The sequence below is a fragment of the Exiguobacterium sp. s101 genome (genome assembly GCF_018617835.1).
GTDB classification, from domain to species: Bacteria; Bacillota; Bacilli; order Exiguobacteriales; family Exiguobacteriaceae; genus Exiguobacterium; species Exiguobacterium marinum.
In genome coordinates this window covers 262078-286335 of sequence record NZ_JACSKX010000001.1, presented here as the reverse complement: position 1 = coordinate 286335, position 24258 = coordinate 262078, and the positions used below count along the sequence as shown (strand labels likewise).

Sequence of the window (24258 nt, the reverse complement as noted above, 5' to 3'; positions counted from 1 at the left end):
CCTGATGCCAGAAGCTGCCCGTAAGGCGTTGCAGCCTCAAGTTACACCGAATCGAAATCCGATTCCGCAAGAACGACCAATACCTGTTCCAAAACGACGCACGTTGACCTTGTTTGAATCGATCCTGTATCCAGTAATGATTGGTTCAGTGGTCATGTTCGGTGGCATCACGGTGTCGAAACACAACGAAGCATATAACATTATGCGTGATACAGCAGCCGTTAATCAGCAGGTCGACGGGGTTGCAAAAGAAAATGAAGAACTAAAGTATGAAATCGCCCAATTAAGCTCGCCAGAAAGAATTTACGCGATTGCCGAGAAACTCGGAATGAAATTCAATGAGAAGAATGTCAAGGTGATTGATTGATGAATTCTCTACAACAGAGTAAAAAAAGAGTGGCGTGGGTAGCGATTGTCTGCTTCACCCCGCTCTTTTTATTTTTTGTCGGATGGTTTCTTTACTTATCGCTCACGCATACGTATAAAGGTGAGAACATGCTGGCGTTCGCAGAAGAACAACGGTGGAAAGCAGTCAGTACGTTGGAGGCAGAGCGGGGCGAGGTGTATGACCGATTCGGCCAACCGATCGCAATCAATATCCCTTCCTATCGACTTGTCGCGGTAATGAAGCTTGGTGGCGAGCGAGTCGAAGGGAAAACGCTCATGCCAGATAAGATTGACGAGGCCGCAAAAAAACTTTCGACGGTCCTGCCGATGACAGAGGCAGATTTATTGAAACGGCTCGAGCAAAATATCGACCGTGGGCAAATCGAGTTCGGTGTTCCCGGCCGTGATTTGACCGTTGAGCAAAAAGAAGAAATCGAAGCGTTTGAGCTTCCAGGGATTACCTTCGTCGAAGAACCGAAGCGCTATTACCCGAATAAAGTATTCGCTTCATCTGTCATCGGATACGCGCAAAAGATTGACCAAAATGGTCGGATCGAACTCGTTGGTGAACTTGGGATTGAAAAATCACTTAACGATATTTTAAGTGAGTCATACGGATTATATCGATTCGAGAAAGATTTAGCCGGACGTGAACTCGTGTCGAGTGATGAACAGCTGAAGATTGAACCGGAAGACGGAGCCGATGTCCAATTGACGATCGACCACCGTATTCAACAGTTGCTTGAGACGAAGATGAACGAATTGTATGAGGAATACGAACCAAAACACGCAACGGCCATCATCATGGACCCAAAAACAGGCGAGATTGTCGCCCTGTCTGACCGTCCGTCTTTTGATCCGAACACGCGTGAGATTTCTTCGTACAGCAACTTTTCGGTCTCGTCTCGATTTGAACCAGGATCGACGATGAAAATCTTTACGCTAGCGGCTGCAATCAATGAAGGAGTATACAACCCAAACGAACTGTATGAATCAGGGTCGTACAAATACGGGAAGACGGTCTTCAATGATTACAACATTACCGGATGGGGTACCATTCCTATGGAAGAAGGTGTGTGGCACTCATCAAACGTCGCGTTCTCGATTTTAGCGAACGAACGACTCGGTCTTGGCCGTTATGAGGATTACTTCAAAGCATTCAAGTTTGATCAACGAACTGGAATCGATTTGCCTGGAGAGGTCAATAGTCAATTCGACTTTGAAAGTCCGATGAACGTTTTAATTACGGCCTGGGGTCAATCCACCGCGGTGACACCGATGCAAATTTTGCAGGCGACATCAGCGATTGCGACTGATGGAACGATGAAACAACCGCACGTCATTAAAAAAATCGTCAATAGTGAGACCGGAGAGACGATTCGGACGACGAACCCGAAAGAGGTTGGTCAGCCAATCACTGCAGAGACTGCAAAAAAAACGCGTGAAGCACTGGACGGTGTCGTGAACAGCGATGTAGGTACTGGACAATTGTATGCGTTAGACAATTATCGCGTCGTCGGGAAGACAGGGACCGCCCAAATTGCAGAGAACGGGAAGTATTTGAGTGGACAGTATATTCACTCGTTTGTCGGGATGGCGCCAGAAGACGATCCGGAACTCGTCATGTACATCGCTGTCGATAGACCAAACAGTGATTCGTCGACGACTGGACCGCGCATCATGGCCCCGCTCTTCAAAGACGTGATGGATGTCGCGTTACGTTATCGGAGTGTCGAACCTGAAAAGCAAGAAAAAGCGGTCGAAGCGTCGACGAAGACGACTTCTTCTTATATCGGTAATAACCGCGAAGATGCGGTGAAAGAGTCGACAGATCACTCATTTAATCCAATCGTGTTAGGTGACGGGGACGAAGTGACAGCACAAAGTCCTGTTAAAGGGCAGTCATATGTTGTCGGAGAAAGATTGTTGCTAAAAACGAGTAATTCGTTTAGGATGCCAACATTAAAAGGTTGGTCGCTACGTGATGTGAAACGCTTAGCGACCCTCTATCAACTAAATTTAGAAATCGATGGGACCGGTTTTGTCACATCACAATCGATTAGCAAAGGAAAGCCGGTTAAAACTGGTGCCTCCTTGAAAGTGAAATTGGAGACACCGTCGAATTAACGCACGAGATCAAGAGGGCTGCGGCTCTCTTTTCCTATGTATGAGGAGGAAGTATGAATGGAACAATTGACAGTTCAGAAGTTAGCGTCTTGGTTTGGGATTGAGGTAGACGACGAGCGTCTTGTCAAACGCGTCGCTACGGATTCGAGAGATGAAAATGAATCGGGGCTATTCGTCCCAATCGTCGGCGCGCGTGTCGATGGACATGATTACATCGATGCAGCAATCGAAAAAGGAGCAATCGTTACGTTTTGGGAAGAAGGACGTCCGCAACCTGACAACCTTTTCGTCATCCCTGTCAAATCGACGGTCGAGGCACTTCAAACGGCAGCATCCCGTTATTTAGAAGAAATCAATCCGCTCGTGGTCGCGATTACGGGATCGAACGGAAAAACCTCCACGAAAGATATGATTGCCGTCGTCTTAGAAGAAAAGTATAAAACACATAAGACGGCTGGGAACTTCAACTCGGACGTCGGCTTACCGCTCACCGTGCTCAGAATGCCGTGGGACACGGAAGTCGCTGTATTAGAGATGGGCATGAACGGATTCGGTCAAATCGAACAATTGTCGAAACTCGCTAAACCGAACGTGGCCTTTGTTACGAATATCGGGGAGTCTCACGGTGAGCAAGTCGGAGGTCGTTCGGGTATCGCAAAAGCGAAGCTTGAAATCAAGGCGGGTCTCAAACCGGACGGTCGACTGATTGTCGATGCGGATGAACCACTTCTCGCAAATCAAGGGTATAGGGTCGGATATGCTGAAACGGCCGATGGGAAAATCGACGTGGTCGAGACGACGTTCGATGCATCCATCTTTAAATACAACGGTGATTTATATGAACTGAAGGTGTTAGGTGCTCATCAGATTCGAAATGCAGCCTATGCGATTGCATGTGGATTGGAATTCGGTCTTAGTCATGTAATGATTCAACGCGGGCTAGACCGAATCAAGTTGACATCGATGCGGATGGAAAAACAGATGTTCGGGGAAACACATCTTATTAACGACGCTTACAATGCGAGTCCGACGTCGATAATCGCAGCGATTGAAACGGTCAAGTCACTCGAAGGATTCTCAAAACGTGTGCTCGTCCTTGGTGACATGTACGAGCTAGGTGCCGATGAGCGAGAACAACACAAACAAGTGGGCATCGTCGTAACGTCTCCAGTGACAGATTGCATTCTCGTTGGCGAAAAAGCAAAATGGATTGCGGATGGGATTCAAGATTCACGTGTGAACGTCCACGTGGTCCCGACTGTTGAAGAGGCAAAGACACTTCTTCATCATTATCAGCGACCAGATACTGTGGTATTGTTAAAGGCATCTCGAGGACTGGCGCTTGAGCGTCTCGTTCAATAAATAGAGTAGTGAGGTAGCAACATGTTAATTAGTTTAATCGTATTAATCAGTTCATTATTAAGTGTCTTAATCGTTATGCCACGAGCGATTCCGGCATTGCGTCAGTTAAAGTTTGGACAGGAAATTCGTGACGAAGGTCCAGGTTGGCACCAAAAGAAGTCAGGCACACCAACGATGGGTGGAATTGTCATCTTGCTCGCCATTCTCGTCGGGTTCATCGTGTCCGTCATCTTTGGAGAAGCGGTCGCCGGATTCGGAACACTTTTATTCGTGACGATGGCGTTCGGGGTAATCGGGTTTTTAGATGATTACATCAAGGTCGTCAATAAGCGCAACCTCGGATTGACGTCCCTTCAGAAGTTGATTGGTCAAATCGGAGTATCGGTCTTGTTCGCATGGTTCTTATCACTCGGAGGAGAACTTGATACGTCGATTTCAATCCCGTTCACTTCGATCTCGTTTGATACAGGGTGGTTTTATATCGCCATCGTAATCTTTTGGCTCGTCGGATTCTCAAATGCCGTCAATTTGACGGATGGGCTAGACGGACTGGTTTCGTTCTCAGCTATCCCGACATTTACGTTCTTTGGAATCTATGCCCTTACACAAGATGAGCTTGGCATTGCCTGGTTCGCTTTTGCGGTCGTTGGCGCATTGATTGGATTCCTCGTCTTCAATAAGTATCCGGCGAAGATTTTCATGGGTGACACAGGGTCGCTCGCTTTAGGTGGGGCTGTGGCCGGACTCGCGCTTATGTTAAAACTTGAGTTGCTTCTTGTCTTTGTCGGCATCATCTTCGTTATCGAAACGTTGAGTGTGATTCTGCAAGTCATCTCGTTTAAAACGACAGGCAAACGACTCTTTAAAATGAGTCCAATTCACCATCATTTCGAAATGGTCGGTTGGTCAGAATGGCGCATCGTGCTAACGTTCAGTGGAATCAGTTTAATTACGGCAGGTTTATCATTATTACTCATGTAAAAGGGTGAGACAGATGGAAAAGCAATGGCACAGTAAAAAAGTTCTCGTCCTCGGCGCCGCTAAGAGCGGAATTGCAGCGGCAACATATCTGCATCATGCGGGAGCAGATGTGACGATCAACACGGGGAACGTCCCACCCGAAGACGAACAAGATAAAATTCAAGCTCTTGGAATCCGCTCGGTGTTCAATGAACATCCCGTCGGTTTATTGAATGAGACAGAAGTGATTGTTAAAAATCCAGGTATTCCTTATCAGATTCCACTGCTCCAAGAAGCAATTTCTCGTGAAATCCCGATTTATACCGAAGTGGAGCTCGCTTATTTGGCAACTGAAGCAGACTTCGTCGCCATCACCGGCTCAAATGGGAAAACAACAACGACGACACTCGTCTATGAGCTACTCAAAGGAGGGAAACGTCCGGTACATCTTGCAGGTAATATCGGATTCCCCGCGATTGAAGTTGCGGCTGATGCAAAGACGGACGATTTGATTGTCATTGAATTGTCGAGCTTTCAGTTGATGGGGGTCGAGTCCTTCCATCCGCGTTCGGCAGCATTGCTGAATCTATCAGAAGCCCATCTCGATTATCACGGCGACTTCGACTCGTATGCAGATGCAAAAGGAAACTTGTTCCTTCAGATGACACGTGACGACCAAATCGTCGTCAAGTTGACAGACTCCGAAGTGATGAAACGTGTCCCTGCTCATCTTGCACCAAACACATTTAGTTTTGAGCGAGGAGATGCTTCCGTCGTGGACGGTTGGGTCACGGTACGCGGGGAGCGAGTCATTCGCGTGAACGAATTGGCATTAGGCGGTGCCCATAATGTCGAGAACGTACTAGCGGCTCTCCTGTTGGTCGAACCGTTTGATATTCCAAAAGCACACATTGAGCGTGTATTACGAAACTTTGGTGGTGTCGCGCATCGGACTGAAAGTTTAGGTGACGTTCTCGGACGTGCCGTCTACAATGATTCGAAGGCGACGAACAACGTCGCGGCGGAAGCGGCGCTACGAGGATTTGATGCTCCGATCGTATGGCTCTGTGGAGGACTTGAGCGGGGTGCAGATTTATCTTCGCTCGTCGCTGCCCTTTCCAACGTCAAAGCTGTCGTCGCGTACGGTGAGACGAAAGAGCGTTTCAAAGAACTTGGGGAGTCCCAAGAAATCCCATCTTTCACGGTCGAAACGTTAGCAGACGCCGTCACACTCGCGTTTGAGCAATCTGAAACAGGAGATATCATCTTGTTATCTCCTGCTTGTGCGAGTTGGGATCAATTTAAAACGTTTGAAGAACGAGGTGAACACTTCATTCATCTCGTTCGCGCATATGAGGAGGCGAACCGATGAAAATCATGATTTCTGGTGGAGGTACCGGTGGTCATATTTACCCGGCCCTCGCATTGATTGAGACGTTACAAAAACGTCACCCTAATTTACAGGTACAATACGTCGGAACGGAGAATGGGTTAGAAGCCGATCTTGTTCCTAGAGCTGGTGTCCCGTTCAAATCAATTCAAATCGCTGGATTGAAGCGCTCCCTCTCCCTCGAGAACTTGAAGACGGCGTACTGGTTCTTGAAGGCTGTACGCTCTCTAAAAAAAGATATGGCAGCATTCAAACCAGACGTCGTCATCGGAACAGGCGGATTCGTGTCAGGACCGGTCGTCTATACGGCGCAACAACTAGGTATCCCGACCATCCTGCATGAACAAAACAGCATCCCAGGGTTGACGAATAAGTTTTTATCCAAAAAAGCTGATCGGGTCGCTCTTTCGTTTAAAGGATCGGATGTCCATTTCCCAGGTGCGAACGTCCGCTTAATCGGAAATCCGCGTGGTAGCGAAGTATTGCAGACGGAAGTCGATGCGGCTGCCGTACGAGAACATTACCAGTTAGATGCACGTCCAATCGTCTTGATATACGGTGGAAGCCGAGGTGCGGAAGCAATCAACCGTGCAGTTATAGAGGCTGTTCCGGCGCTCTCAGACTTGCCAATCAATGTACTCTACGTAACGGGTAAAGTACATTACGAAGCCGTGTTAAAACAAGCGCCAAAGTCTGAAAATGTTCATATTCATCCATATGTGTATGATATGCCATCACTGCTCGCTTGTACGTCACTCGTCATCTCTCGAGCAGGGGCATCGACGATTTCAGAATTGACCGCACTCGGATTACCGAGCGTGTTGATTCCGAGCCCTTACGTGACGGCAGACCATCAGACAAAAAATGCTTCTGCCCTTGTCGAGAACGGGGCGGCGCTCCTCGTAAAAGAAGAAGTTTTGACGGGAGAAACGCTCATTCAAGCGATTCGAAAAGTCCTTGAATGTCAGAAAGAGATGGCGAAAGCCTCCCGTGCACTCGGATTCCCGGATGCATCAAATGCCTTGGCCAATTTAGTAGAAGAAGTCATTCGATAAAGGAGAAGAATCCGATGGAACCAAGTCAACAAACGGTACGCAGTTTAGAAGACCGTATTCCGTACATGAAGAAACAACGACGAAAAAAAGCGAATCGTCGGATGTTCTCTGTGCTCTCACTGTTTGGGATCCTTATCTTACTTGTGGTCTATATGCAAACCTCGATGTCGAACGTGAAAGAAGTGACTGTATCCGGACTCTATTGGTTAGAAGAGTCTTATGTGTTTCAAGATATGGAACTCGACACATCGACAAAGTTCATCGGTTTGTCCCCAAAAAAGATGAGTGCGCAAATGGAAAAGTTGCCTGGTGTAAAACGGGTAGAAATTGATCGTTCTTGGTATAATTTGGTATACGTCAACGTAACGGAAGAGAAGATGATCGCATATGCGAGAGCGGACAAAGGCGACGTCGTCGTCTTAGCCGATGGTTCACTCCATCCGACAGGTACCATCACCGACCCGAGGAAATTAAAAGATGGTCCATTGCTTAGGGAATTTAATTCGGAGCAAGAGCTTGAAAAAATTGCGAGTGAACTTGAACAAGTGGATGATGCGACGCGTGCCCGTATGTCGGAAATCATCTTGTCAAAACAAAAAGGAGAACCGACGCGCTACGAGATCTTTATGAATGACGGAAATACGTTGCTCACACCGCCTTTGAAGTTAAGCGAAACCGTATCAAAGTATGGAGAAATATATGAAAACATCCCTAAAGGCGAGCGTGGAACAATCGTCATGGATGGTGGTTTTTATTTTGTTCCATACAAGAAAACGAATGAATAATCAGTTATATTACAGTCCTTAGACAGATAAGGACTGTTTTTTTGTCGTTTGTAAACGAATTGATAACGCGAAACCGCTTAAATTGTAGGATTCTACCTTTTCTCACTATCTTATTTGTTGTAAACTTAGATGTGAGATATCTTGTCGAAACCAACAACTTTATTGGATATCTGTCATATTTGTCATGTAATTTGTATAGGAAAATTATAGAGCGGAGGTGTTTCCCTTTTGGAAGCGAATGGTTATGTGGCCGCATTAGATATTGGAACGTCAGAGATTAAGCTCGTCGTCGGTGAATTGCTCGGCGGAACGCTTAATATTTTGGCGGAAGGGTGTGCACCGTCTGCGGGTGTAAAACGTGGCGCTGTCGTAGACATCGATAAAACAGTCCAAGCGATTAAACAAGCCGTTGAACATGCTGAAACATCGTTAGGCGATCAAATTCAATCTGTATACGTTGCCATTGAAGGAGAACATATCCAAATTGCCCCATGTCATGGGATCGCATCCGTGAAGCGAGAAGATCAGGAAATTACAGATGAAGACGTGATGGAAGTCATTAATTCAGCTCAAGTGATGCGACTACCAGATGAAATGAGTGTCATTGATGTGATTCCATCTTCATTCACGGTCGATCAACAAACGGGTGTCGTGGACCCTCGTGGCATGCTTGGTTATCGACTAGAGATGCATGGGAAAATGGTTACCGGATCGAAGACAATTTTACATAGTATTCGTCGTTCGATTGAACGCGCCGGACTACGTCTCGAAGGATTTATTTTGGGGAACCTCGCGCTCGGCATGAGTGCGGCCTCTGTTGACGAAATCGATTTAGGGATTGGACTTGTCGATGTCGGACATGAAAAGACAACGGTCTCAGTATTTTATCGTGGAGACCTCGTCTATTCGTATATCCTTCCAGTCGGTGGCGATCATATGACGAGAGATTTAGTCTATAAATTAAATTGTAAGTATCAAGATGCCAAAGTGGCGAAAGAAGAGTACGGTCTCGCACTCGAAGAAATGGCTGATGAGACAGAAGGTTTCTCCTACACGAATATCAATGGGGAAGTAGCATTTGAACCACAATCAGAAATTAGCTATGTTTTAGAAGCAAGAATAGAGGAAATGTTTACCCTTATGTTGAATATGGTTCAAAAAGTAGGTGTTCCGACGCTGAATGGTGGATATTTACTTTGTGGTGGAGCAGCTGCTCTACCTGGTATTCAAGAATTGGCAACGCGTATTATGGGCCAAAAGACGAGATTATATCAACCTTCGTCGATTGGGGTGAGACACCCAAAATATGCGACGGCAGTCGGCGTATTGAAATATGTCTTAATGAGTGATCATCACGTTTCAAAATCTCAACTTGAAAAACCGGAAGTTCGCTATGAATCGCTTAATAATAAGCAGGAAGCGACCGATACTCATGTTGGAGAGAACGAATACGAGACCGATCAAGAGTCGAAAAAAGGTTTTAGTCGTTTTATGGAAAAATTATTTGGCGTTTAAGCTGACGTTGTAATACAACTTGGAAAATATGTAGGGGGATACCTGAAATGATGTACTTTGATGAGGCGATTGACGCCGTAGCAAAAATTAAAGTAATTGGAGTCGGTGGTGGCGGGTCGAACGCTGTTAACCGGATGATTGAGCATGGGGTGCAAGGAGTCGAATTCATCGCTGTCAATACGGATGCACAAGCCTTGAACATGTCGAAAGCTGATGTGAAACTTCAACTTGGTGCTAAATTGACACGTGGTCTCGGTGCAGGTGCGAACCCTGACATCGGAAAAAAAGCGGCAGAAGAAAGTCGTGAACAGTTACTCGAAGCGCTTGACGGAGCGGATATGGTCTTCGTCACGGCGGGTATGGGGGGCGGAACCGGAACGGGTGCTGCTCCAGTTATCGCTGAGATTTCGAAAGAAATTGGCGCGCTAACAGTTGGTGTTGTTACAAAGCCGTTCATGTTCGAAGGACGGAAACGGATGCAACACGCCCAGCACGGGATACAGGCATTTAAAGAAAAAGTAGATACACTCATCGTGATTCCAAACGATAAGCTTCTTGAAATCGTTGAACGTAACACGCCGATGATTGAAGCGTTCCGTGAAGCGGATAACGTACTTCGTCAAGGTGTGCAAGGGATTACAGATTTGATTGCGATTCCAGGTCTCATCAACCTCGACTTCGCTGACGTGAAAACGATTATGACGGAAAAAGGATCTGCTCTTATGGGTGTCGGTGTCGCTACAGGTGAAAACCGAGCTATTGAAGCAGCAAAGAAAGCAATTTCGTCTCCACTTCTTGAATCTTCGATTGAAGGGGCAAAAGGTGTCTTGATGAACATTACGGGTGGACTTAGCCTCAGCTTGTATGAAGTGACAGAAGCGGCTCAAATCGTTCAAAGTGCAGCCGATGAAGAAGTGAACTTGATTTTCGGTTCGGTTATCAACGAAAACTTGAACGATGAAATCATCGTCACGGTGATTGCAACTGAATTCGCTGAGGAAGCGCAAGGGACGAATCCGTTCCCTCAGCAACCGAAAAAGCAGCCTGAAGTTGAGAACAAGGAACCTCAACCAAAAGCAAATGAAACGGCTCAACAAGATGAAGGGAACTTCCATCGCCCAGTGTATGGAGGAGACGTCCCAGATGAGACGATTAACATCCCTGCGTTCGTGAGACAACGTCGTAACTAAACAAGATAGGGATGCCGGTTCTCGGCATCCCTTTTTCTAAAAGGAGAGACTGATGCAACTGTTACATACATGGGAAACAAAGACGAATCGCTATCACGCCTATGTGACAACGCGAATGGATGGACACAATGCAGGGAATGTCGGACTTCACGTCGACGATGACATTGACCAGGTCGTTCTAAATCGTCAGTTTTTCTTTCAACAAGCTAACCTTTCTTTAGAAGGCTCGGTATGGGCCGATCAAGTACATGAAACGAGCGTTCGATATGTGAATGCCTCGGATCGTGGGAAGGGTGCATTTCGATACGATGAAGCGATTCCGCAAACAGATGGTCTCTTAACTACGGAAGAATCGTTGCCGTTAGCACTTGTCTTTGCAGATTGTGTGCCGCTCTTCTTCTGTGCAAAAGACTATGGAGTCATTGGGATCGCCCATGCCGGGTGGAAGGGAACTGTCGGTAATATTGTCGAGTCTATGATTCGCGCATTCGAAGACAATGGGATTGATGCTAAAGAAGTGGAAATGCTTGTCGGTCCGTCGATTTCAGGATACGACTATGAGGTCGACCGTCGTGTACTAGATGCGGTTCAATCCGTTTCGCCGATTGCCTATAACCAAGCGGTACGAGATGAGTCAGGCAATCATGCCCATTTATCACTTCAGACTGTTAATGAAGTATTGGCAAAAGAGCATGACACAACCGTCATCCAATCGAATTTAACGACTGGTGCAGACGCCCCGTTTTTCTCGTATCGTGATGGAGAGGTTAAACGTCGATTTGCAGCAGTCATCGTCAAGGAGCGTAAATTGTGAGTATTTCAGATAATGTAAAACAAGTTCAATCGATTATGTCAGCGCATGTTCAAGGAGTGGAACCAACGTTAATCGCCGTCACAAAGTCGGTTGGCGTGGATGTGACGAATGTCCTCTATGAAGAAGGGATTCGTGATTTTGGAGAAAATCGTCCGGAGTCATTGCTCGAAAAAGTCGAAAATTTGCCGAAAGATGCGAGATTTCATTTTATCGGTACGTTACAGACGCGCAAGGTGAGACAAATCATCGATCACGTCGCAGCCATTCATTCTCTAGATCGGTTGTCACTCGCATCAGAGATTGATAAACGAGCAAACAGAACAATTGATTGTTTCGTTCAAGTGAACACGTCAGGAGAAGATTCAAAACATGGGCTTGAAATAGAGGAAGTCATGCCATTCATCGAGAATTGTAAACAGTATCCTCATATTCGAATCATTGGGTTGATGACAATGGCGCCGTTCACGGAAGAAGAGACAATCCTTCGTGAGACGTTCCGTCGTTTACGCCATGTACGTGATGAAGTGACGGCAAAAGGATACGATCACGCTCCTTGCACGGAACTGTCGATGGGGATGTCAAACGATTATCCAATCGCAATTGAAGAAGGCGCATCGTTTGTTCGTATTGGTACCGTACTTATGCAATAATATATCTTAAGGAGGAATCCGTTATGTCAATCAAAAACAAAATGAAAGATTTCTTTGGACTCGAGGAAGATCCGAACAGCACATATGAGGAAGAAGAGTATGCCGTCGCAAATACAGCAACGCCTTCAACGACTGAAACATCGGTCATGAAACAAGAGGATCGTCCAAAATCAGCGAATAACCTCGTCGCGTTAAATACGAAAAAGAAAGAACGTTCAAAAGTCGTATTGGCTGAACCGCGTGTGTTCGCTGAGGCACAGGACATTAGTGATCAACTAAAAGAAAACCGTGCTGTCATCGTCAATCTTCAACGCATGTCAAAAGAACAATCGCGTCAAGTCGTCAACTTCCTTTCAGGTGTTGTCTATGCATTGGAAGGGTCGATGACTTCGATTGGACATAACACGATTCTGTGTACTCCGAACAACGTCGAATTGACTGGCTCAATCTCAAACTTGATCTCGGAGGATGAACTTCACAGTAAAGGGTGGTAACTGAATGGAAAATGTAATTCCTGCCTTAGGCAACACGTTGAGTGATCTACTTGGCATCTATAGTTGGATTCTCATCGGCTATATCTTATTATCATGGTTCCCGAACGCACGTGAATCAAAGTTTGGTCAAATTTTATCGGCTTTGTGTGAACCGTTCTTGGCACCGTTTCGTCGAATCATCCCACCAATTGGTGGCATGCTTGATATCTCTCCAATCGTCGCTTTATTCGTGCTTCGTATGGCACAAGTCGGAATTGCTGCGATTTTCGGGTGATGTATGAGCGTCTATGACCACTACAGACCAAGCGAACGGGCGTTCGTCGAACAAGTGCTCGACTGGGTGCAACAAGTCGAGAGTAGTTATGTGTTGAAATTGACGGACTTTTTGGACCCGCGTGAACAACAAATCGTCAAACAGATTGTCGGTAATCAACTTGTTATGCATAGCGATGGCGGATTCGAAGGCGCAGAAAGGTGTCGACTTATTTTGGCTCCGGATTACTATGAACTGAATCCTCATGATTTTGAAATTGAAATCCGACGTATCGAATACCCAACAAAGTTTGTGGATTTGACGCATCGACAAGTGACGGGAACCTTACTCAATGCAGGGCTGAAACGTCAAAAGTTTGGAGATGTCGTCCTTCAAGATGAGATTGTACAATTTGCGACGACGCGTGAATCAGTTGGATTCATCGAAATGAATTTGGATCGTGTCGGAAAAGCGAAAGTTCGCATTTCCTCCGTTGAGCAAGACGAGATTCTTGTCGTTCCGACAATTGAATGGATCGAAGGATTTGGTATCGTTTCTTCTTTACGATTTGATACGGTTGTGAGCGAGGTTTTAAACATGTCCCGTCAAAAAGCACAAGCACTCGTCAAACATGGCGACTGCAAAGTAAATCATAAAGTCATTGAAGATGCGAGCTTCATTCTCGAACCAGACGACCTTCTATCCGTTCGTGGACACGGTCGCATCAAATTGATGGAAATTCTAGGTTCGACCAAACGTGAAAAAATTAAAATACAGTATGGCACCATACGTTGAATTTTAGGAGGAAAGTCGAATGGCGTTGACACCGATTGATATTCATAATAAAGAATTCTCTTCCCGTTTTCGTGGGTACGATATCGATGAGGTCAATGAATTTTTAGATCAAATCATTAAAGAGTTTGAACTATTGATACGTGAGAATCGACGGTATGAAGAACTTGTCAACGATATGCAAGCTCGCATTGACTACTTTTCCTCGATGGAAGATACATTGAACAAGTCGATTATCGTTGCACAGGAAGCTGCGGAAGAAGTGAAGAACAACGCTCAAAAAGAAGCGAGCCTCATTTTGAAACAAGCAGAGCGTGAGGCGTACGCCCGTGAAGAAGAAGCAGCCCGAAAAGAGAAGCTTGCTGAACGAGAAGTCGTTCAAATGCTCAAAAAGGTTGAGTTATACCGTACACGTTTCCGTGTCCTCGTAGATGCCCAAATGGAGCTCCTCAATAGTACGGAGTGGGAAACGATTGTCGGCGAGCCGCCTGTACAGACGGTTCTTGACGATAGAACTGAACTTGCGTATAATGACGACGAAGTCACACAGAATGAAGAACAACATGGATAAATGATCAACACGTTGAGTAGGACGCGTCGATCGAGTCATACCTACGAAGCGACTTAGGGGCGGTGAGAGCCTAAGAGAAAGACTCGAATCGGTATCCCCTATGAGTTGTCACGCTGAACTTGAGTAAGCGTGTCCGCCTGACCTCGTTATCGGTTACCGAGAGCGGTCTCATTTGAGGTGAGACTAGTAGGGTGGTACCGCGAGTCAACCAACTCGTCCCTATCAGGGATGGGTTGGTTTTTTTTGTTTTCTAAAAAATGTTGATGGAGGAGTTTCGATGAACTACAAAGATACGCTATTAATGCCAAACACTGAATTCGCGATGCGTGGGAATTTACCAAAACGCGAACCAGCGATGCAAACGGAATGGGAAGACATGGACCTTTATAACAAGGTGCAAGAAAAAAATGCTAGGAAACCACAATACATCTTGCATGATGGACCTCCATACGCGAATGGCGACATCCACATGGGACACGCGATGAATAAAGTATTAAAAGATATCATCGTTCGTTTCAAAGGGATGAACGGATATCAGTCTCCAATGATTCCAGGTTGGGATACACACGGACTTCCAATCGAGAATGCCCTTCAAAAAGCAGGCGTCAACCGTAAAGAGATGACGGTCGCTGAATTCCGAGAGAAGTGTGCGGAGTATGCAATGGAGCAAGTGAATTCGCAACGTGAACAATTCAAACGTCTCGGTCTTCTCGCAGACTTTGAAAATCCATACATCACCCTCCTTCCTGAGTATGAGGCTGCACAGATTCGCTTGTTCGGAACGATGGCTGAAAAAGGTTATATCTATAAAGGGAAAAAACCTGTCTATTGGTCACCATCTTCTGAATCGGCACTCGCTGAGGCAGAGATTGAATACTATGATAAAAAGTCACCAGCAATCTACGTGGCATTCCGTGTCGTAGATGGGAAAGATACGTTGACGTCAAACGATCACTTTGTCATCTGGACGACGACACCTTGGACAATCCCGGCGAACCTTGGTATCGCGGTGAGTGATGAGTTGACGTATACGCGCATCGAACATGAAGGAAAAGGTTATATTGTCGCTGAGACGCTTGTCGGCGAAGTGACGACAGCGCTCGGATGGTCAGATTACACAGTGAGCGGTTCTTGGAATGGACGTGACTTCGAGTACATGACGGCACAACACCCGTTGTATGAACGCACGTCACTCGTCGTCCTTGGCGATCACGTCACAGCGGATGCGACAGGACTCGTTCACACAGCTCCTGGGCACGGGGAAGACGACTACCGCGTCGGACAAGCGTACGGATTAGATGTCCTTTGTCCGGTAGATGACCGTGGATATATGACGGATGAAGCACCTGGATACGAAGGGCTATTCTACGAGGATGCAAATAAGCAAATCGGGATGAAACTTGAGGAGAATGGATATTTGCTCAACTTAAAGTTCATCAAACACTCGTATCCACATGACTGGCGTACAAAGAAACCGGTCATCTTCCGTGCGACACCGCAATGGTTCGCTTCAATTAAAGATTTCCGAGAGGATATGCTCCGTGAAGTCGAAGAAGTGAACTGGGTCCCGGAATGGGGAATGACTCGTCTTTACAACATGGTTCGTGACCGTGGAGACTGGGTCATCAGCCGTCAGCGTGCGTGGGGTGTTCCGATCCCAATCTTCTATGCGGAAGATGGAACGGAAATCATCACGAACGAGACGATTGATCACATCGCAAACTTGTTCCGTGAACACGGTTCAAACGTTTGGTATGAGCGAGAAGCAAAAGATCTTCTTCCGGAAGGATTCACACATCCGAACAGCCCGAACGGAGAATTCCGTAAAGAACTCGACATCATGGACGTCTGGTTTGATTCAGGGTCATCCCATGCCGGTGTGTTAGAAGAACGTGAAAATCTTCGTCGTCCGGCAGATCTTTACCTTGAAGGATCTGACCAATACCGCGGATGGTTCAACTCATCACTCTCAACGGCTGTTGCGACGACAGGCAAAGCACCGTACCGTAACGTCTTAAGCCATGGTTTCGTTCTTGATGGGGACGGACGCAAAATGTCGAAATCTCTTGGTAACACCATTGCACCGAACGATCTCGTGAAGCAGTACGGTGCTGAAATCGTACGTCTTTGGGTCGCATCTGTCGACTATCAGTCTGATGTACGTGCGTCACATGACAACTTTAAACAAGTATCAGAAGTTTACCGGAAGATGCGTAACACAATCCGTTTCCTTCTTGGAAACTTGAACGGCTTTGAACCATCGATGCGTGTCGCGTTTGAAGATATGCCGGAAGCGGACCGTTTCATGGCAACGAAGCTCAAGCAATTGCAGGCGAAAGTTGTTAAAGCCTATGATGAATTTGACTTCATGGCCGTGTACCATCTCGTTCATAACTTCTGCGTCAACGAGTTGTCATCGTTCTACCTTGACTTCACAAAAGATATTTTGTATATCGAGCGTGAAGACGATCTCCGTCGTTGTGCTGTTCAGACGGTCATGTACGATGCCGTCGTCCTCTTGACGAAACTATTGACTCCAATTCTTCCACACACTGCCGACGAGGCGTGGAAAGAGGTTCCTGGGAAGTCAGAAGCAAGCATCTTCTTGACTGATCTTGAAGAAGTCGATGCGTTGACTACTGACGAGAAAACGTTGTTAGAGAAATGGTCGAAATTCCTCGTCTTCCGTGACGATGTCCTCAAAGCGATCGAAATCGCACGTGGCGAGAAACTGATCGGGAAACCGCTTGAGGCGAAGTTGATTCTTGCACCGAAAGCCGAGACTGCCGGCTTGTTGAATACAATCGACAACGTAAGCCAACTGCTTCAAGTATCACAAGTGGAGTGGGCTGAGACGGCAGACGTTGATTATGCGACGACGAAAATCACAGTCATGAAAGCAGATGGTGCCGCTTGTGCACGTTGTTGGACTTACTCGACAGAGGTTGGACAAAACGAAGAGTATCCTGAGCTTTGCCCACGCTGTGCATCAGTAATCGGTTAAGACGAACCGGAGTGGCGTCCCCACTCCGGTTTCTTAACGGCTTGAAAGGAGACGTATATGAAACGATATTATGGATTGGCCTTCATCTTAATTTTGCTCGACCAACTAACGAAATGGGTCGTTGTACAGACGATGACGATTGGTCAATCAATTGAGGTCATCCCGAATTTGTTGTATTGGACTTCTTATCGCAATAAGGGAGCGGCTTGGGGGATGTTAGAAGGACAGATGGTGTTTTTCTTCATCATCACGATTCTCGTCGTCGCCGGTTTGGTATACTTCTTACACAAAGAGGTGAACGGGTATCAACTTCTTGGATATAGCGTCGGATTATTGTTGGCCGGTGCCATCGGTAACTTTATCGATCGCTTGTTTCGTGGCGAAGTCGTCGATTTTGTCGACACGTATCCGTTCGGCTACAACTTCCCGATTTTTAACGTGGCTGATATGGCGCTCACGTTCGGTGTCATTTTGATGGTTATTGGTATTTTATTTGAAGAAAAATTACACAAAGAAAGGGGACAATCGTAATGGAATCCTATACTTTTGTCGCCGATGGAAAGGCAAGGATTGATAAGTGGGTAAGTGACCGTGGAGAATGGTCACGCTCGCAAGTACAAGAATGGATAAAGACAGGGGTATTACTCGTTAATGGTACTGCCGTCAAACCGAACTATAAGCTCCAATTGGGCGATGAGATTGAAGTGAACATACCGGAAGCGGTAGAACTAGAAGTGTTGCCTGAACAAATTTCACTTGATATCGTATATGAAGACGAAGACGTCATCGTCGTCAATAAGCCACGAGGGATGGTCGTTCACCCTGCAGCCGGTCACACGTCCGGAACGCTCGTCAACGCCCTTCTTGGACATTGTGATGACCTATCAGGTATCAATGGTGTGAAGCGTCCGGGAATCGTACACCGAATTGATAAGGATACGACAGGACTCCTCATGGTCGCCAAAAATGACTTGGCTCACGAGTCACTTGCGAGTCAATTGAAAGACAAGACGATCAAACGTGAATATATCGCGCTCGTCCATGGTGAACTCGTCCATGAACTTGGGACAATTGAAGCGCCGATTGGACGCGATACGAATGATCGTCAGCGTATGACGGTGACGGACCGGAACGCAAAAGAAGCCGTTACACATTTCCGTTTGCTCGAACGCTATAAAGACTTTACCCTCGTCGAATGTAAGCTTGAGACAGGTCGTACGCACCAAATTCGTGTGCATATGCGCTATATCGGTCATTCGCTCGCGGGAGACCCGAAGTATGGACCGCGTCGTACAATCGATTTAGGGGGTCAAGCATTGCATGCGGCGACACTCGGTTTTTACCATCCTCGAACAAAACAATGGATGGAATTTGAGGCGCCACTCCCTGAAGACTTTAAAGCGGAACTCGCAAAGTTAGATAAAATCGAGAAAACTCGTTGACTTCTATCCCGTTCCGATTTATAGTCTAGGAAGCATAACACCTTTAAACCCAGTCCAGAGAGGCTGTGAAAGGATTGTGACCGAGGTCATATTTACGTCAATTCAAGCCTGGCATCAGACTGCCGTTTTTGATGAAGACTCCCTTTCCAGCCGGACAAGGGAGTCTTCTTTTTTGAATGAAGCATGAAAGGAGGAATCACGTGAAACAATCAGTTATTTTAGATGAGTCAGCCATCCGTCGCGCCTTGACGCGAATCGCCCATGAAATCATCGAGCGTAACAAAGGAATCGATGATATCGTTCTCGTTGGGATTAAGACGAGAGGGGAGACACTCGCCGATCGGCTTGCCCGTCGCATCGAGGAGATTGAAGGTAAACCGGTCGCACTAGGGAATCTCGACATCACTCTTTATCGCGATGACTTATCGAAAAAGTCGTTAGATCCGGAAGTGAAAGCAACAGAACTGCCACATGACATCAATGGAAAGACTGTCGTCCTCGTCGACGATGTGCTTTATACCGGTCGTACGGTTCGTGCCGCAATGGACGCGCTCGTCGACCACGGTCGCCCGGATTATATCCAGCTCGCGGTTTTGATTGACCGGGGACATCGGGAACTTCCGATTCGACCTGATTTTATTGGGAAGAACGTTCCTACATCCAAATCCGAGCAAGTCGTCGTCCGGCTCAGTGAAGTCGACACGGCAGATGAAGTCACAATCAACCAGCAATAAATCATACCTTTAAGGTGGTCCAGAGAGGCCAGGAAGGAGAAATTCAATATGAAACAACCCGTTCTACACATCCACGAGCGTCCAGCTCACTTTCCGCAATGGCTGTTATTCAGCCTTCAACACGTCTTCGCCATGTTCGGAGCGACGATTTTAGTCCCAATCCTCACGGGATTAAATACATCGGTCGCCCTCGTCGCTTCCGGAGTGGCCACGCTCTCATTCTTAGCGATTACTCGCTTCAAAGTCCCGACATATCTCGGTTCGAGTTTTGCCTACATCGCGCCAATCATTGCGGTCAGTCAGCAATGGGGTGTCGAAGCCGCACTGTTCGGCGGCATCGTTGCCGGTTCCGTATACGGTGTTGTTTCGTTGATCATCTATAAAACAGGTGTCAATTGGTTGCTTCGATTGCTTCCACCGGTCGTTGTCGGACCGGTCATCATGGTCATCGGGCTCTCGCTCGCACCAGTCGCCATCGACATGTCGATGAATCAAAATGATGCATACAATGGCACATTCATGATGATTGCACTACTTACACTTGGGATCACGATGCTCGCCATGACGAAATTGAAAGGTGTTTGGGGAGCGGTTCCGATTCTATTCGGAATCGTTGGAGGGTATGCCATCGCCGCTGCGTTCGGAATCATCGACTACTCACCAATCCAACAAGCTAGCTTGTTCCAACTTCCTGACTTCACAATGGTGTTCGTCGACTATATGCCGATGTGGCAAGTCGGTGCACTCCTCGCCATTGTACCCGTCGCACTCGTCACGATGACGGAGCATATCGGAGATCAAATGGTCACCTCAAAAATCATTGGACGAGAGACGATGAAAGATCCGGGTCTCCACCGGACATTACTAGGTGATGGGGTAGGGAAGGCAGTCGCTTCTGCGCTTGGTGGTCCACCGTGTACGACGTATGGGGAAAACAACGGTGTCATGGCGATCACACGGGTGTACAGTGTGTATGTCATCGCAGGAGCGGCGCTCATGGCCATCAGCTTCGGATTCCTCGGTCACGTTGAAGCGTTCATCTCGACCATCCCGAATCCGGTAAAAGGGGGCATCTCGATCCTCTTGTTCGGAGTTATCGCCTCAAACGGACTGCGCACGATGGTGGAAAGTAAAGTTGACTTGGCGGAGAAACGCAACTTGATTATCTCATCGGTCATCCTCGTCATCGGTCTAGGCGGGGCAATGGTACAACTTGGCAGCTTCCCTGTACAAGGAATGGCGCTCGCGACAGTCGTCGGGATTCTCTTAAACGTCATTTTACCGAAAGAAGGAGACGATTCGATTGTCGAAGTCAACACAACTGAAGAAACGAAACAAGCAAGTAACTTTTAAATCGATCCCGTGAGGTCGGCAAAGTGAAGGCTCGTTTATTTGGGCGTACTCTGCTCAAGTAAAGGCGTCCCTTCACTCGGTGAAGAGACGCCTTTTCTCTTTGCCTCTACAAAAGGAGGAGACGAACATGAATACGATGCAAACCAATGTCAAACCAGTCAAACATTTCGTTAGCTTAGACACACTTTCTCTCGATGAAATCATGGGCATGATTGAAGAGTCGTTGCGCTACAAGCAAGGTGATCTTCCGCCACTATTTGACGGAAAGACGGTCGCAAACTTGTTCTTTGAAAACTCGACCCGGACGAAAAACTCGTTTCAAATGGCCGAGCGACATTTGAACATGCAAGAGATTCCGTTCGATGTGACGACGTCATCTGTCACAAAAGGTGAAACATTGTATGACACATGCAAGACGCTTGAAGCAATCGGAGTAGACGCGCTCGTCATCAGACACCCGGAAGCGGGGTACTATCATGAACTCGTTGAGAAATTGAACATCCCGGTACTGAATGGGGGTGATGGCAGTGGCGAACACCCATCCCAATCGTTACTCGATCTCGTCACCATCTTTGAAGAGTTCAGAACGTTTCAAGGATTGAACGTCGCCATCTGTGGAGACCTCGTTCACAGTCGTGTCGCTCGCTCGAATGCAAGTGTTCTGAATCGCCTCGGGGCAAATGTGGTCGGATGTAGTCCGGCTTCCTGGTGGGACGATTCGATGGGTTTGGAGCGAAAAGAGCTTGATGATGTCTTAGGTGAAAGTGATGTCATCATGCTGCTCCGTGTCCAGCACGAGCGCCACATTATGGGTGACATCTTTTCAAAAGAAGAGTACCACACGCGTTACGGCTTGACAGTCGAACGAATCGAACGAATGAAAGAAGGTGCCATCATCATGCATCCGGCACCGTTCAATCGGGATGTCGAGATTGCGGGCAGTCTGATCGAACATGAACGGTCACGCATCTTCCCGCAAATGAAGAATGGGGTATACGCCCGTATGAGCATCTTAAATCGAGCATTAGGAGGACAACAATGATACTTCAACACGCGACATGGTATGACAAGGGAACGAAGCGTACGACAGCCATTCAAGTGAAAGACGGAAAGATTAAATCACTTGACTATAAAGGGGAGACGACGGGACAAGAAATCGTCGATGCATCGGGCTATTTGCTCGCTCCAGGACTTGTCGATGTGCATGTTCATTTAAGAGAACCAGGAGGCGAAGCGAAAGAGACGATCAAGACAGGGACGCTGGCTGCTGCGGCAGGTGGTTTCACGACCATCTGCTCGATGCCGAATACGCGACCGGTTCCAGACAATCGCGAGACGATGGATGTTCTCCTTCAAAAGATTGAACAGGATGCGGTCGTCCGTGTCCTTCCATACGCCGCCATCACGAAACGACAGCTCGGTGAAGAACAAGTCGACATGGAATCGCTCGCAGATGCGTTTGCTTTCACAGATGACGGGGTCGGCGTCCAATCAGCAGCGATGATGCGTGAAGCGATGCGTGAAGCGAAACGATTGAACAAAGCAATTGTCGCTCACTGTGAGGACAATACGCTTAAAGCGGGCGCGGTCCACGAAGGAAAATTCAGTGAGGTGCATGGCATTCAAGGGATTCCGAGCCTCGCCGAAAGCATTCATATCGCTCGCGACGTTTTGATTGCTGAAGAGACAGGGTGTCACTATCACGTCTGTCACGTCTCATCGCGGCAATCGGTCCGTGTCATCCGGGATGCGAAACGGGCAGGCATCAAAGTGACCGCCGAAGTGACGCCCCATCATCTCGTCTTGAGCGAAGACGATATCCCAGGTCTCGATGCAAACTTCAAGATGAATCCACCGCTCCGAAGCGAGGATGATCGACAAGCCCTCATCGAAGGATTATTCGACGGGACGATTGACATGATCGCAACGGACCATGCTCCCCATACAGCTGAAGAAAAAACACAAGGGATGGAGCGGGCTCCGTTTGGCATTACCGGTTTCGAAACAGCACTTCCACTTCTTTACACGACGTTTGTAAAAACCGGGGTCATGGAAGAGCATCAGTTGCTCGACTGGATGACGAAACGTCCGAGTGACGTATTCGGCTTATCGAGTGGGGAACTTCAGGTGGGGGCGGACGCGGACATGGTTCTCATCGACACGGAAACGACGCGTGTGGTCGATCCCACTACTTTTTATTCAAAAGGAAAGAATACACCGTTCGCGGGGAGAGAGCTTGTCGGGTGGCCAGTCATGACGATGGTCGGCGGCGAAATTGTATATAAGGGGCGATTTGATGAAACGAACATTATGGCTTGAGGATGGCATGGCATTTGTCGGTAAAGGATTCGGGGCACCGGCGGATACGATGGGGGAAGTCGTCTTCCAGACAGGGATGACAGGTTACCAAGAAATCTTATCGGACCCATCGTACTGCGACCAAATGATTGTTCTTACGAACCCACTGATCGGGAACTATGGCGTCAATCGTGAGGATTTTGAAACGACGGTACCGATGGCAAAAGCACTAATCGTGAAAGAGGCGTGCGATACGCCATCGAACTTTCGTTCAACGGCGACACTCGAAGCGACACTTACCCGCTTCGGCATTCCAGGACTATCGGATATCGATACACGGATGTTGACACGTCATTTACGTGCAAAAGGGGTCATGCGCGGCGTCCTCATCGATGGAGAGTTGACTTGGGACGAGGTACGGGCTCGATTTGATGAAGTTTCTCCAACAGATCAGGTGGCACGCGTATCGACGAAACGGACGTATGTGAGTACGGGAACTGGTCCTCGCATCGCCTTGATCGACTTCGGGGCGAAACTCGGTATCATGCGTGAACTGATGAAGCGAGAGTGTGAGGTCATCGTCTTCCCGCACGACGTGACGGCAGAAGACGTATTGCGGTATGAGCCGGACGGTATCATGTTGTCGAACGGACCTGGAAATCCAAAAGATGTTCCGACGGCACTACCACTCATCGAACAACTCATGCCGACGACTCCGATGTTCGGGATTTGTCTCGGTCACCAGCTGATCGCTCTCGCAAACGGGGCGGACACGTTCAAGCTTCCGTTCGGACACCGTGGCGCGAACCATCCGGTACTTGAGCTCGAGACAGGTGCCGTGACCATCACGTCACAAAATCATGGATATGCGGTAGAGGAAACGTCACTACTCGATACACCGCTCATCGTGACACATCGTGCGGTCAACGATGGAACGATTGAAGGGGTGAGACACCTCCACCATCCGACGTTCTCGGTACAGTACCATCCCGAGGCAGCACCGGGACCGTACGACGCCAACGACTTGTTTGACCGTTTCATGCAACTCGTACAAGAAAACAAACAGAAAGTGGGAATTTGAC

23 protein-coding genes and 1 other annotated feature are annotated in these 24258 nt (G+C 47.5%); all 23 genes read left to right on the top strand.

The window, feature by feature from the left end; all coding sequences use genetic code 11:
• The first annotated feature begins 4 nt into the window (after nt 1-4).
• On the top strand, nt 5-367 hold the full coding sequence (gene ftsL, locus KNO76_RS01455; protein ID WP_026826327.1) for a cell division protein FtsL: 363 nt from the start codon (nt 5-7) through the stop codon (nt 365-367).
• The gene (locus KNO76_RS01450; RefSeq protein ID WP_214881710.1) at nt 367-2514 is read left to right on the top strand and encodes a penicillin-binding protein; all 2148 of its coding nucleotides are present in this window, start codon (nt 367-369) and stop codon (nt 2512-2514) included. Before ftsL ends, KNO76_RS01450 begins: the two co-directional genes overlap by 1 nt.
• Nucleotides 2515-2571: 57 nt before the next feature.
• Nucleotides 2572-3876: a UDP-N-acetylmuramoyl-tripeptide--D-alanyl-D-alanine ligase gene (locus KNO76_RS01445; RefSeq protein WP_214881707.1), complete on the top strand. Its 1305-nt coding sequence runs from the start codon at nt 2572-2574 to the stop codon at nt 3874-3876.
• Nucleotides 3877-3897: 21 nt separating this feature from the next.
• On the top strand, nt 3898-4857 hold the full coding sequence (mraY, locus tag KNO76_RS01440) for a phospho-N-acetylmuramoyl-pentapeptide-transferase (RefSeq protein ID WP_026826324.1): 960 nt from the start codon (nt 3898-3900) through the stop codon (nt 4855-4857).
• Between the two features lie 13 nt (nt 4858-4870).
• On the top strand, nt 4871-6208 hold the full coding sequence (gene murD / locus KNO76_RS01435; protein WP_214881705.1) for a UDP-N-acetylmuramoyl-L-alanine--D-glutamate ligase: 1338 nt from the start codon (nt 4871-4873) through the stop codon (nt 6206-6208).
• Nucleotides 6205-7281: an undecaprenyldiphospho-muramoylpentapeptide beta-N-acetylglucosaminyltransferase gene (murG, locus tag KNO76_RS01430; RefSeq protein ID WP_214881702.1), complete on the top strand. Its 1077-nt coding sequence runs from the start codon at nt 6205-6207 to the stop codon at nt 7279-7281. The genes murD and murG overlap by 4 nt, the downstream gene beginning before the upstream one ends.
• Nucleotides 7282-7295: 14 nt before the next feature.
• On the top strand, nt 7296-8066 hold the full coding sequence (locus tag KNO76_RS01425; RefSeq protein ID WP_214881699.1) for a cell division protein FtsQ/DivIB: 771 nt from the start codon (nt 7296-7298) through the stop codon (nt 8064-8066).
• A 228-nt stretch (nt 8067-8294) separates the two neighbouring features.
• Complete coding sequence (gene ftsA / locus KNO76_RS01420) at nt 8295-9581, top strand: cell division protein FtsA (RefSeq protein ID WP_026826320.1); 1287 nt, start codon at nt 8295-8297, stop codon at nt 9579-9581.
• Between the two features lie 47 nt (nt 9582-9628).
• Nucleotides 9629-10771, top strand: coding sequence for a cell division protein FtsZ (gene ftsZ, locus KNO76_RS01415; protein ID WP_026826319.1), 1143 nt, complete (start codon nt 9629-9631; stop codon nt 10769-10771).
• 52 nt (nt 10772-10823) lie between these two features.
• Nucleotides 10824-11585, top strand: coding sequence for a purine nucleoside phosphorylase YfiH/LACC1 family protein (locus KNO76_RS01410; RefSeq protein WP_214881696.1), 762 nt, complete (start codon nt 10824-10826; stop codon nt 11583-11585).
• Nucleotides 11582-12235: a YggS family pyridoxal phosphate-dependent enzyme gene (locus KNO76_RS01405; protein ID WP_214881693.1), complete on the top strand. Its 654-nt coding sequence runs from the start codon at nt 11582-11584 to the stop codon at nt 12233-12235. Before KNO76_RS01410 ends, KNO76_RS01405 begins: the two co-directional genes overlap by 4 nt.
• Nucleotides 12236-12258: 23 nt before the next feature.
• Complete coding sequence (locus KNO76_RS01400) at nt 12259-12729, top strand: cell division protein SepF (RefSeq protein ID WP_026826316.1); 471 nt, start codon at nt 12259-12261, stop codon at nt 12727-12729.
• 4 nt (nt 12730-12733) lie between these two features.
• Entirely contained in the window at nt 12734-13003 is a 270-nt protein-coding gene (locus KNO76_RS01395; protein ID WP_214881690.1) for a YggT family protein, read from the top strand.
• A 3-nt stretch (nt 13004-13006) separates the two neighbouring features.
• A complete protein-coding gene (locus KNO76_RS01390; protein WP_214698150.1) occupies nt 13007-13777 on the top strand; it encodes a YlmH family RNA-binding protein in 771 nt (256 codons plus the stop codon).
• A gap of 19 nt (nt 13778-13796) precedes the next feature.
• Entirely contained in the window at nt 13797-14345 is a 549-nt protein-coding gene (locus KNO76_RS01385; protein WP_026826313.1) for a DivIVA domain-containing protein, read from the top strand.
• 3 nt (nt 14346-14348) lie between these two features.
• Nucleotides 14349-14569, top strand: a binding site (T-box leader).
• A 53-nt stretch (nt 14570-14622) separates the two neighbouring features.
• Complete coding sequence (gene ileS / locus KNO76_RS01380) at nt 14623-17349, top strand: isoleucine--tRNA ligase (protein ID WP_214881688.1); 2727 nt, start codon at nt 14623-14625, stop codon at nt 17347-17349.
• A gap of 57 nt (nt 17350-17406) precedes the next feature.
• Nucleotides 17407-17880 (top strand): signal peptidase II, encoded by a 474-nt coding sequence (gene lspA, locus KNO76_RS01375; protein WP_026826311.1) that lies wholly within the window; start codon nt 17407-17409, stop codon nt 17878-17880.
• Nucleotides 17880-18791, top strand: coding sequence for an RluA family pseudouridine synthase (locus KNO76_RS01370; RefSeq protein WP_214881686.1), 912 nt, complete (start codon nt 17880-17882; stop codon nt 18789-18791). Before lspA ends, KNO76_RS01370 begins: the two co-directional genes overlap by 1 nt.
• A gap of 200 nt (nt 18792-18991) precedes the next feature.
• Nucleotides 18992-19525 (top strand): bifunctional pyr operon transcriptional regulator/uracil phosphoribosyltransferase PyrR, encoded by a 534-nt coding sequence (gene pyrR / locus KNO76_RS01365; protein ID WP_026826309.1) that lies wholly within the window; start codon nt 18992-18994, stop codon nt 19523-19525.
• Nucleotides 19526-19573: 48 nt separating this feature from the next.
• Nucleotides 19574-20878 carry a uracil-xanthine permease family protein gene (locus KNO76_RS01360; protein ID WP_214881683.1) on the top strand — a complete coding sequence of 435 codons (1305 nt, stop codon included), beginning with the start codon at nt 19574-19576 and terminating at the stop codon, nt 20876-20878.
• Nucleotides 20879-21005: 127 nt separating this feature from the next.
• Entirely contained in the window at nt 21006-21920 is a 915-nt protein-coding gene (locus KNO76_RS01355) for an aspartate carbamoyltransferase catalytic subunit (protein ID WP_214881680.1), read from the top strand.
• Nucleotides 21917-23197: a dihydroorotase gene (locus tag KNO76_RS01350; RefSeq protein WP_214881677.1), complete on the top strand. Its 1281-nt coding sequence runs from the start codon at nt 21917-21919 to the stop codon at nt 23195-23197. Before KNO76_RS01355 ends, KNO76_RS01350 begins: the two co-directional genes overlap by 4 nt.
• Nucleotides 23175-24257 (top strand): carbamoyl phosphate synthase small subunit, encoded by a 1083-nt coding sequence (locus tag KNO76_RS01345; RefSeq protein WP_214881674.1) that lies wholly within the window; start codon nt 23175-23177, stop codon nt 24255-24257. Before KNO76_RS01350 ends, KNO76_RS01345 begins: the two co-directional genes overlap by 23 nt.
• The last annotated feature ends 1 nt before the right edge of the window (nt 24258 follow it).

Excerpts from the sequence above, each read along its gene's own strand:
- KNO76_RS01400 (WP_026826316.1), top strand. The coding sequence starts at position 12,259 with ATGTCAATCAAAAACAAAATGAAAGATTTCTTTGGACTCGAGGAAGAT.
- ftsL (WP_026826327.1), top strand. The coding sequence starts at position 5 with ATGCCAGAAGCTGCCCGTAAGGCGTTGCAGCCTCAAGTTACACCGAAT.
- murG (WP_214881702.1), top strand. The coding sequence starts at position 6,205 with ATGAAAATCATGATTTCTGGTGGAGGTACCGGTGGTCATATTTACCCG.
- KNO76_RS01410 (WP_214881696.1), top strand. The coding sequence starts at position 10,824 with ATGCAACTGTTACATACATGGGAAACAAAGACGAATCGCTATCACGCC.
- KNO76_RS01360 (WP_214881683.1), top strand. The coding sequence starts at position 19,574 with ATGAAACAACCCGTTCTACACATCCACGAGCGTCCAGCTCACTTTCCG.
- KNO76_RS01390 (WP_214698150.1), top strand. The coding sequence starts at position 13,007 with ATGAGCGTCTATGACCACTACAGACCAAGCGAACGGGCGTTCGTCGAA.
- KNO76_RS01425 (WP_214881699.1), top strand. The coding sequence starts at position 7,296 with ATGGAACCAAGTCAACAAACGGTACGCAGTTTAGAAGACCGTATTCCG.
- KNO76_RS01350 (WP_214881677.1), top strand. The coding sequence starts at position 21,917 with ATGATACTTCAACACGCGACATGGTATGACAAGGGAACGAAGCGTACG.
- KNO76_RS01355 (WP_214881680.1), top strand. The coding sequence starts at position 21,006 with ATGAATACGATGCAAACCAATGTCAAACCAGTCAAACATTTCGTTAGC.
- KNO76_RS01385 (WP_026826313.1), top strand. The coding sequence starts at position 13,797 with ATGGCGTTGACACCGATTGATATTCATAATAAAGAATTCTCTTCCCGT.
- KNO76_RS01370 (WP_214881686.1), top strand. The coding sequence starts at position 17,880 with ATGGAATCCTATACTTTTGTCGCCGATGGAAAGGCAAGGATTGATAAG.
- murD (WP_214881705.1), top strand. The coding sequence starts at position 4,871 with ATGGAAAAGCAATGGCACAGTAAAAAAGTTCTCGTCCTCGGCGCCGCT.
- KNO76_RS01395 (WP_214881690.1), top strand. The coding sequence starts at position 12,734 with ATGGAAAATGTAATTCCTGCCTTAGGCAACACGTTGAGTGATCTACTT.
- KNO76_RS01445 (WP_214881707.1), top strand. The coding sequence starts at position 2,572 with ATGGAACAATTGACAGTTCAGAAGTTAGCGTCTTGGTTTGGGATTGAG.
- KNO76_RS01345 (WP_214881674.1), top strand. The coding sequence starts at position 23,175 with ATGAAACGAACATTATGGCTTGAGGATGGCATGGCATTTGTCGGTAAA.
- KNO76_RS01450 (WP_214881710.1), top strand. The coding sequence starts at position 367 with ATGAATTCTCTACAACAGAGTAAAAAAAGAGTGGCGTGGGTAGCGATT.
- lspA (WP_026826311.1), top strand. The coding sequence starts at position 17,407 with ATGAAACGATATTATGGATTGGCCTTCATCTTAATTTTGCTCGACCAA.
- ileS (WP_214881688.1), top strand. The coding sequence starts at position 14,623 with ATGAACTACAAAGATACGCTATTAATGCCAAACACTGAATTCGCGATG.
- ftsZ (WP_026826319.1), top strand. The coding sequence starts at position 9,629 with ATGATGTACTTTGATGAGGCGATTGACGCCGTAGCAAAAATTAAAGTA.
- mraY (WP_026826324.1), top strand. The coding sequence starts at position 3,898 with ATGTTAATTAGTTTAATCGTATTAATCAGTTCATTATTAAGTGTCTTA.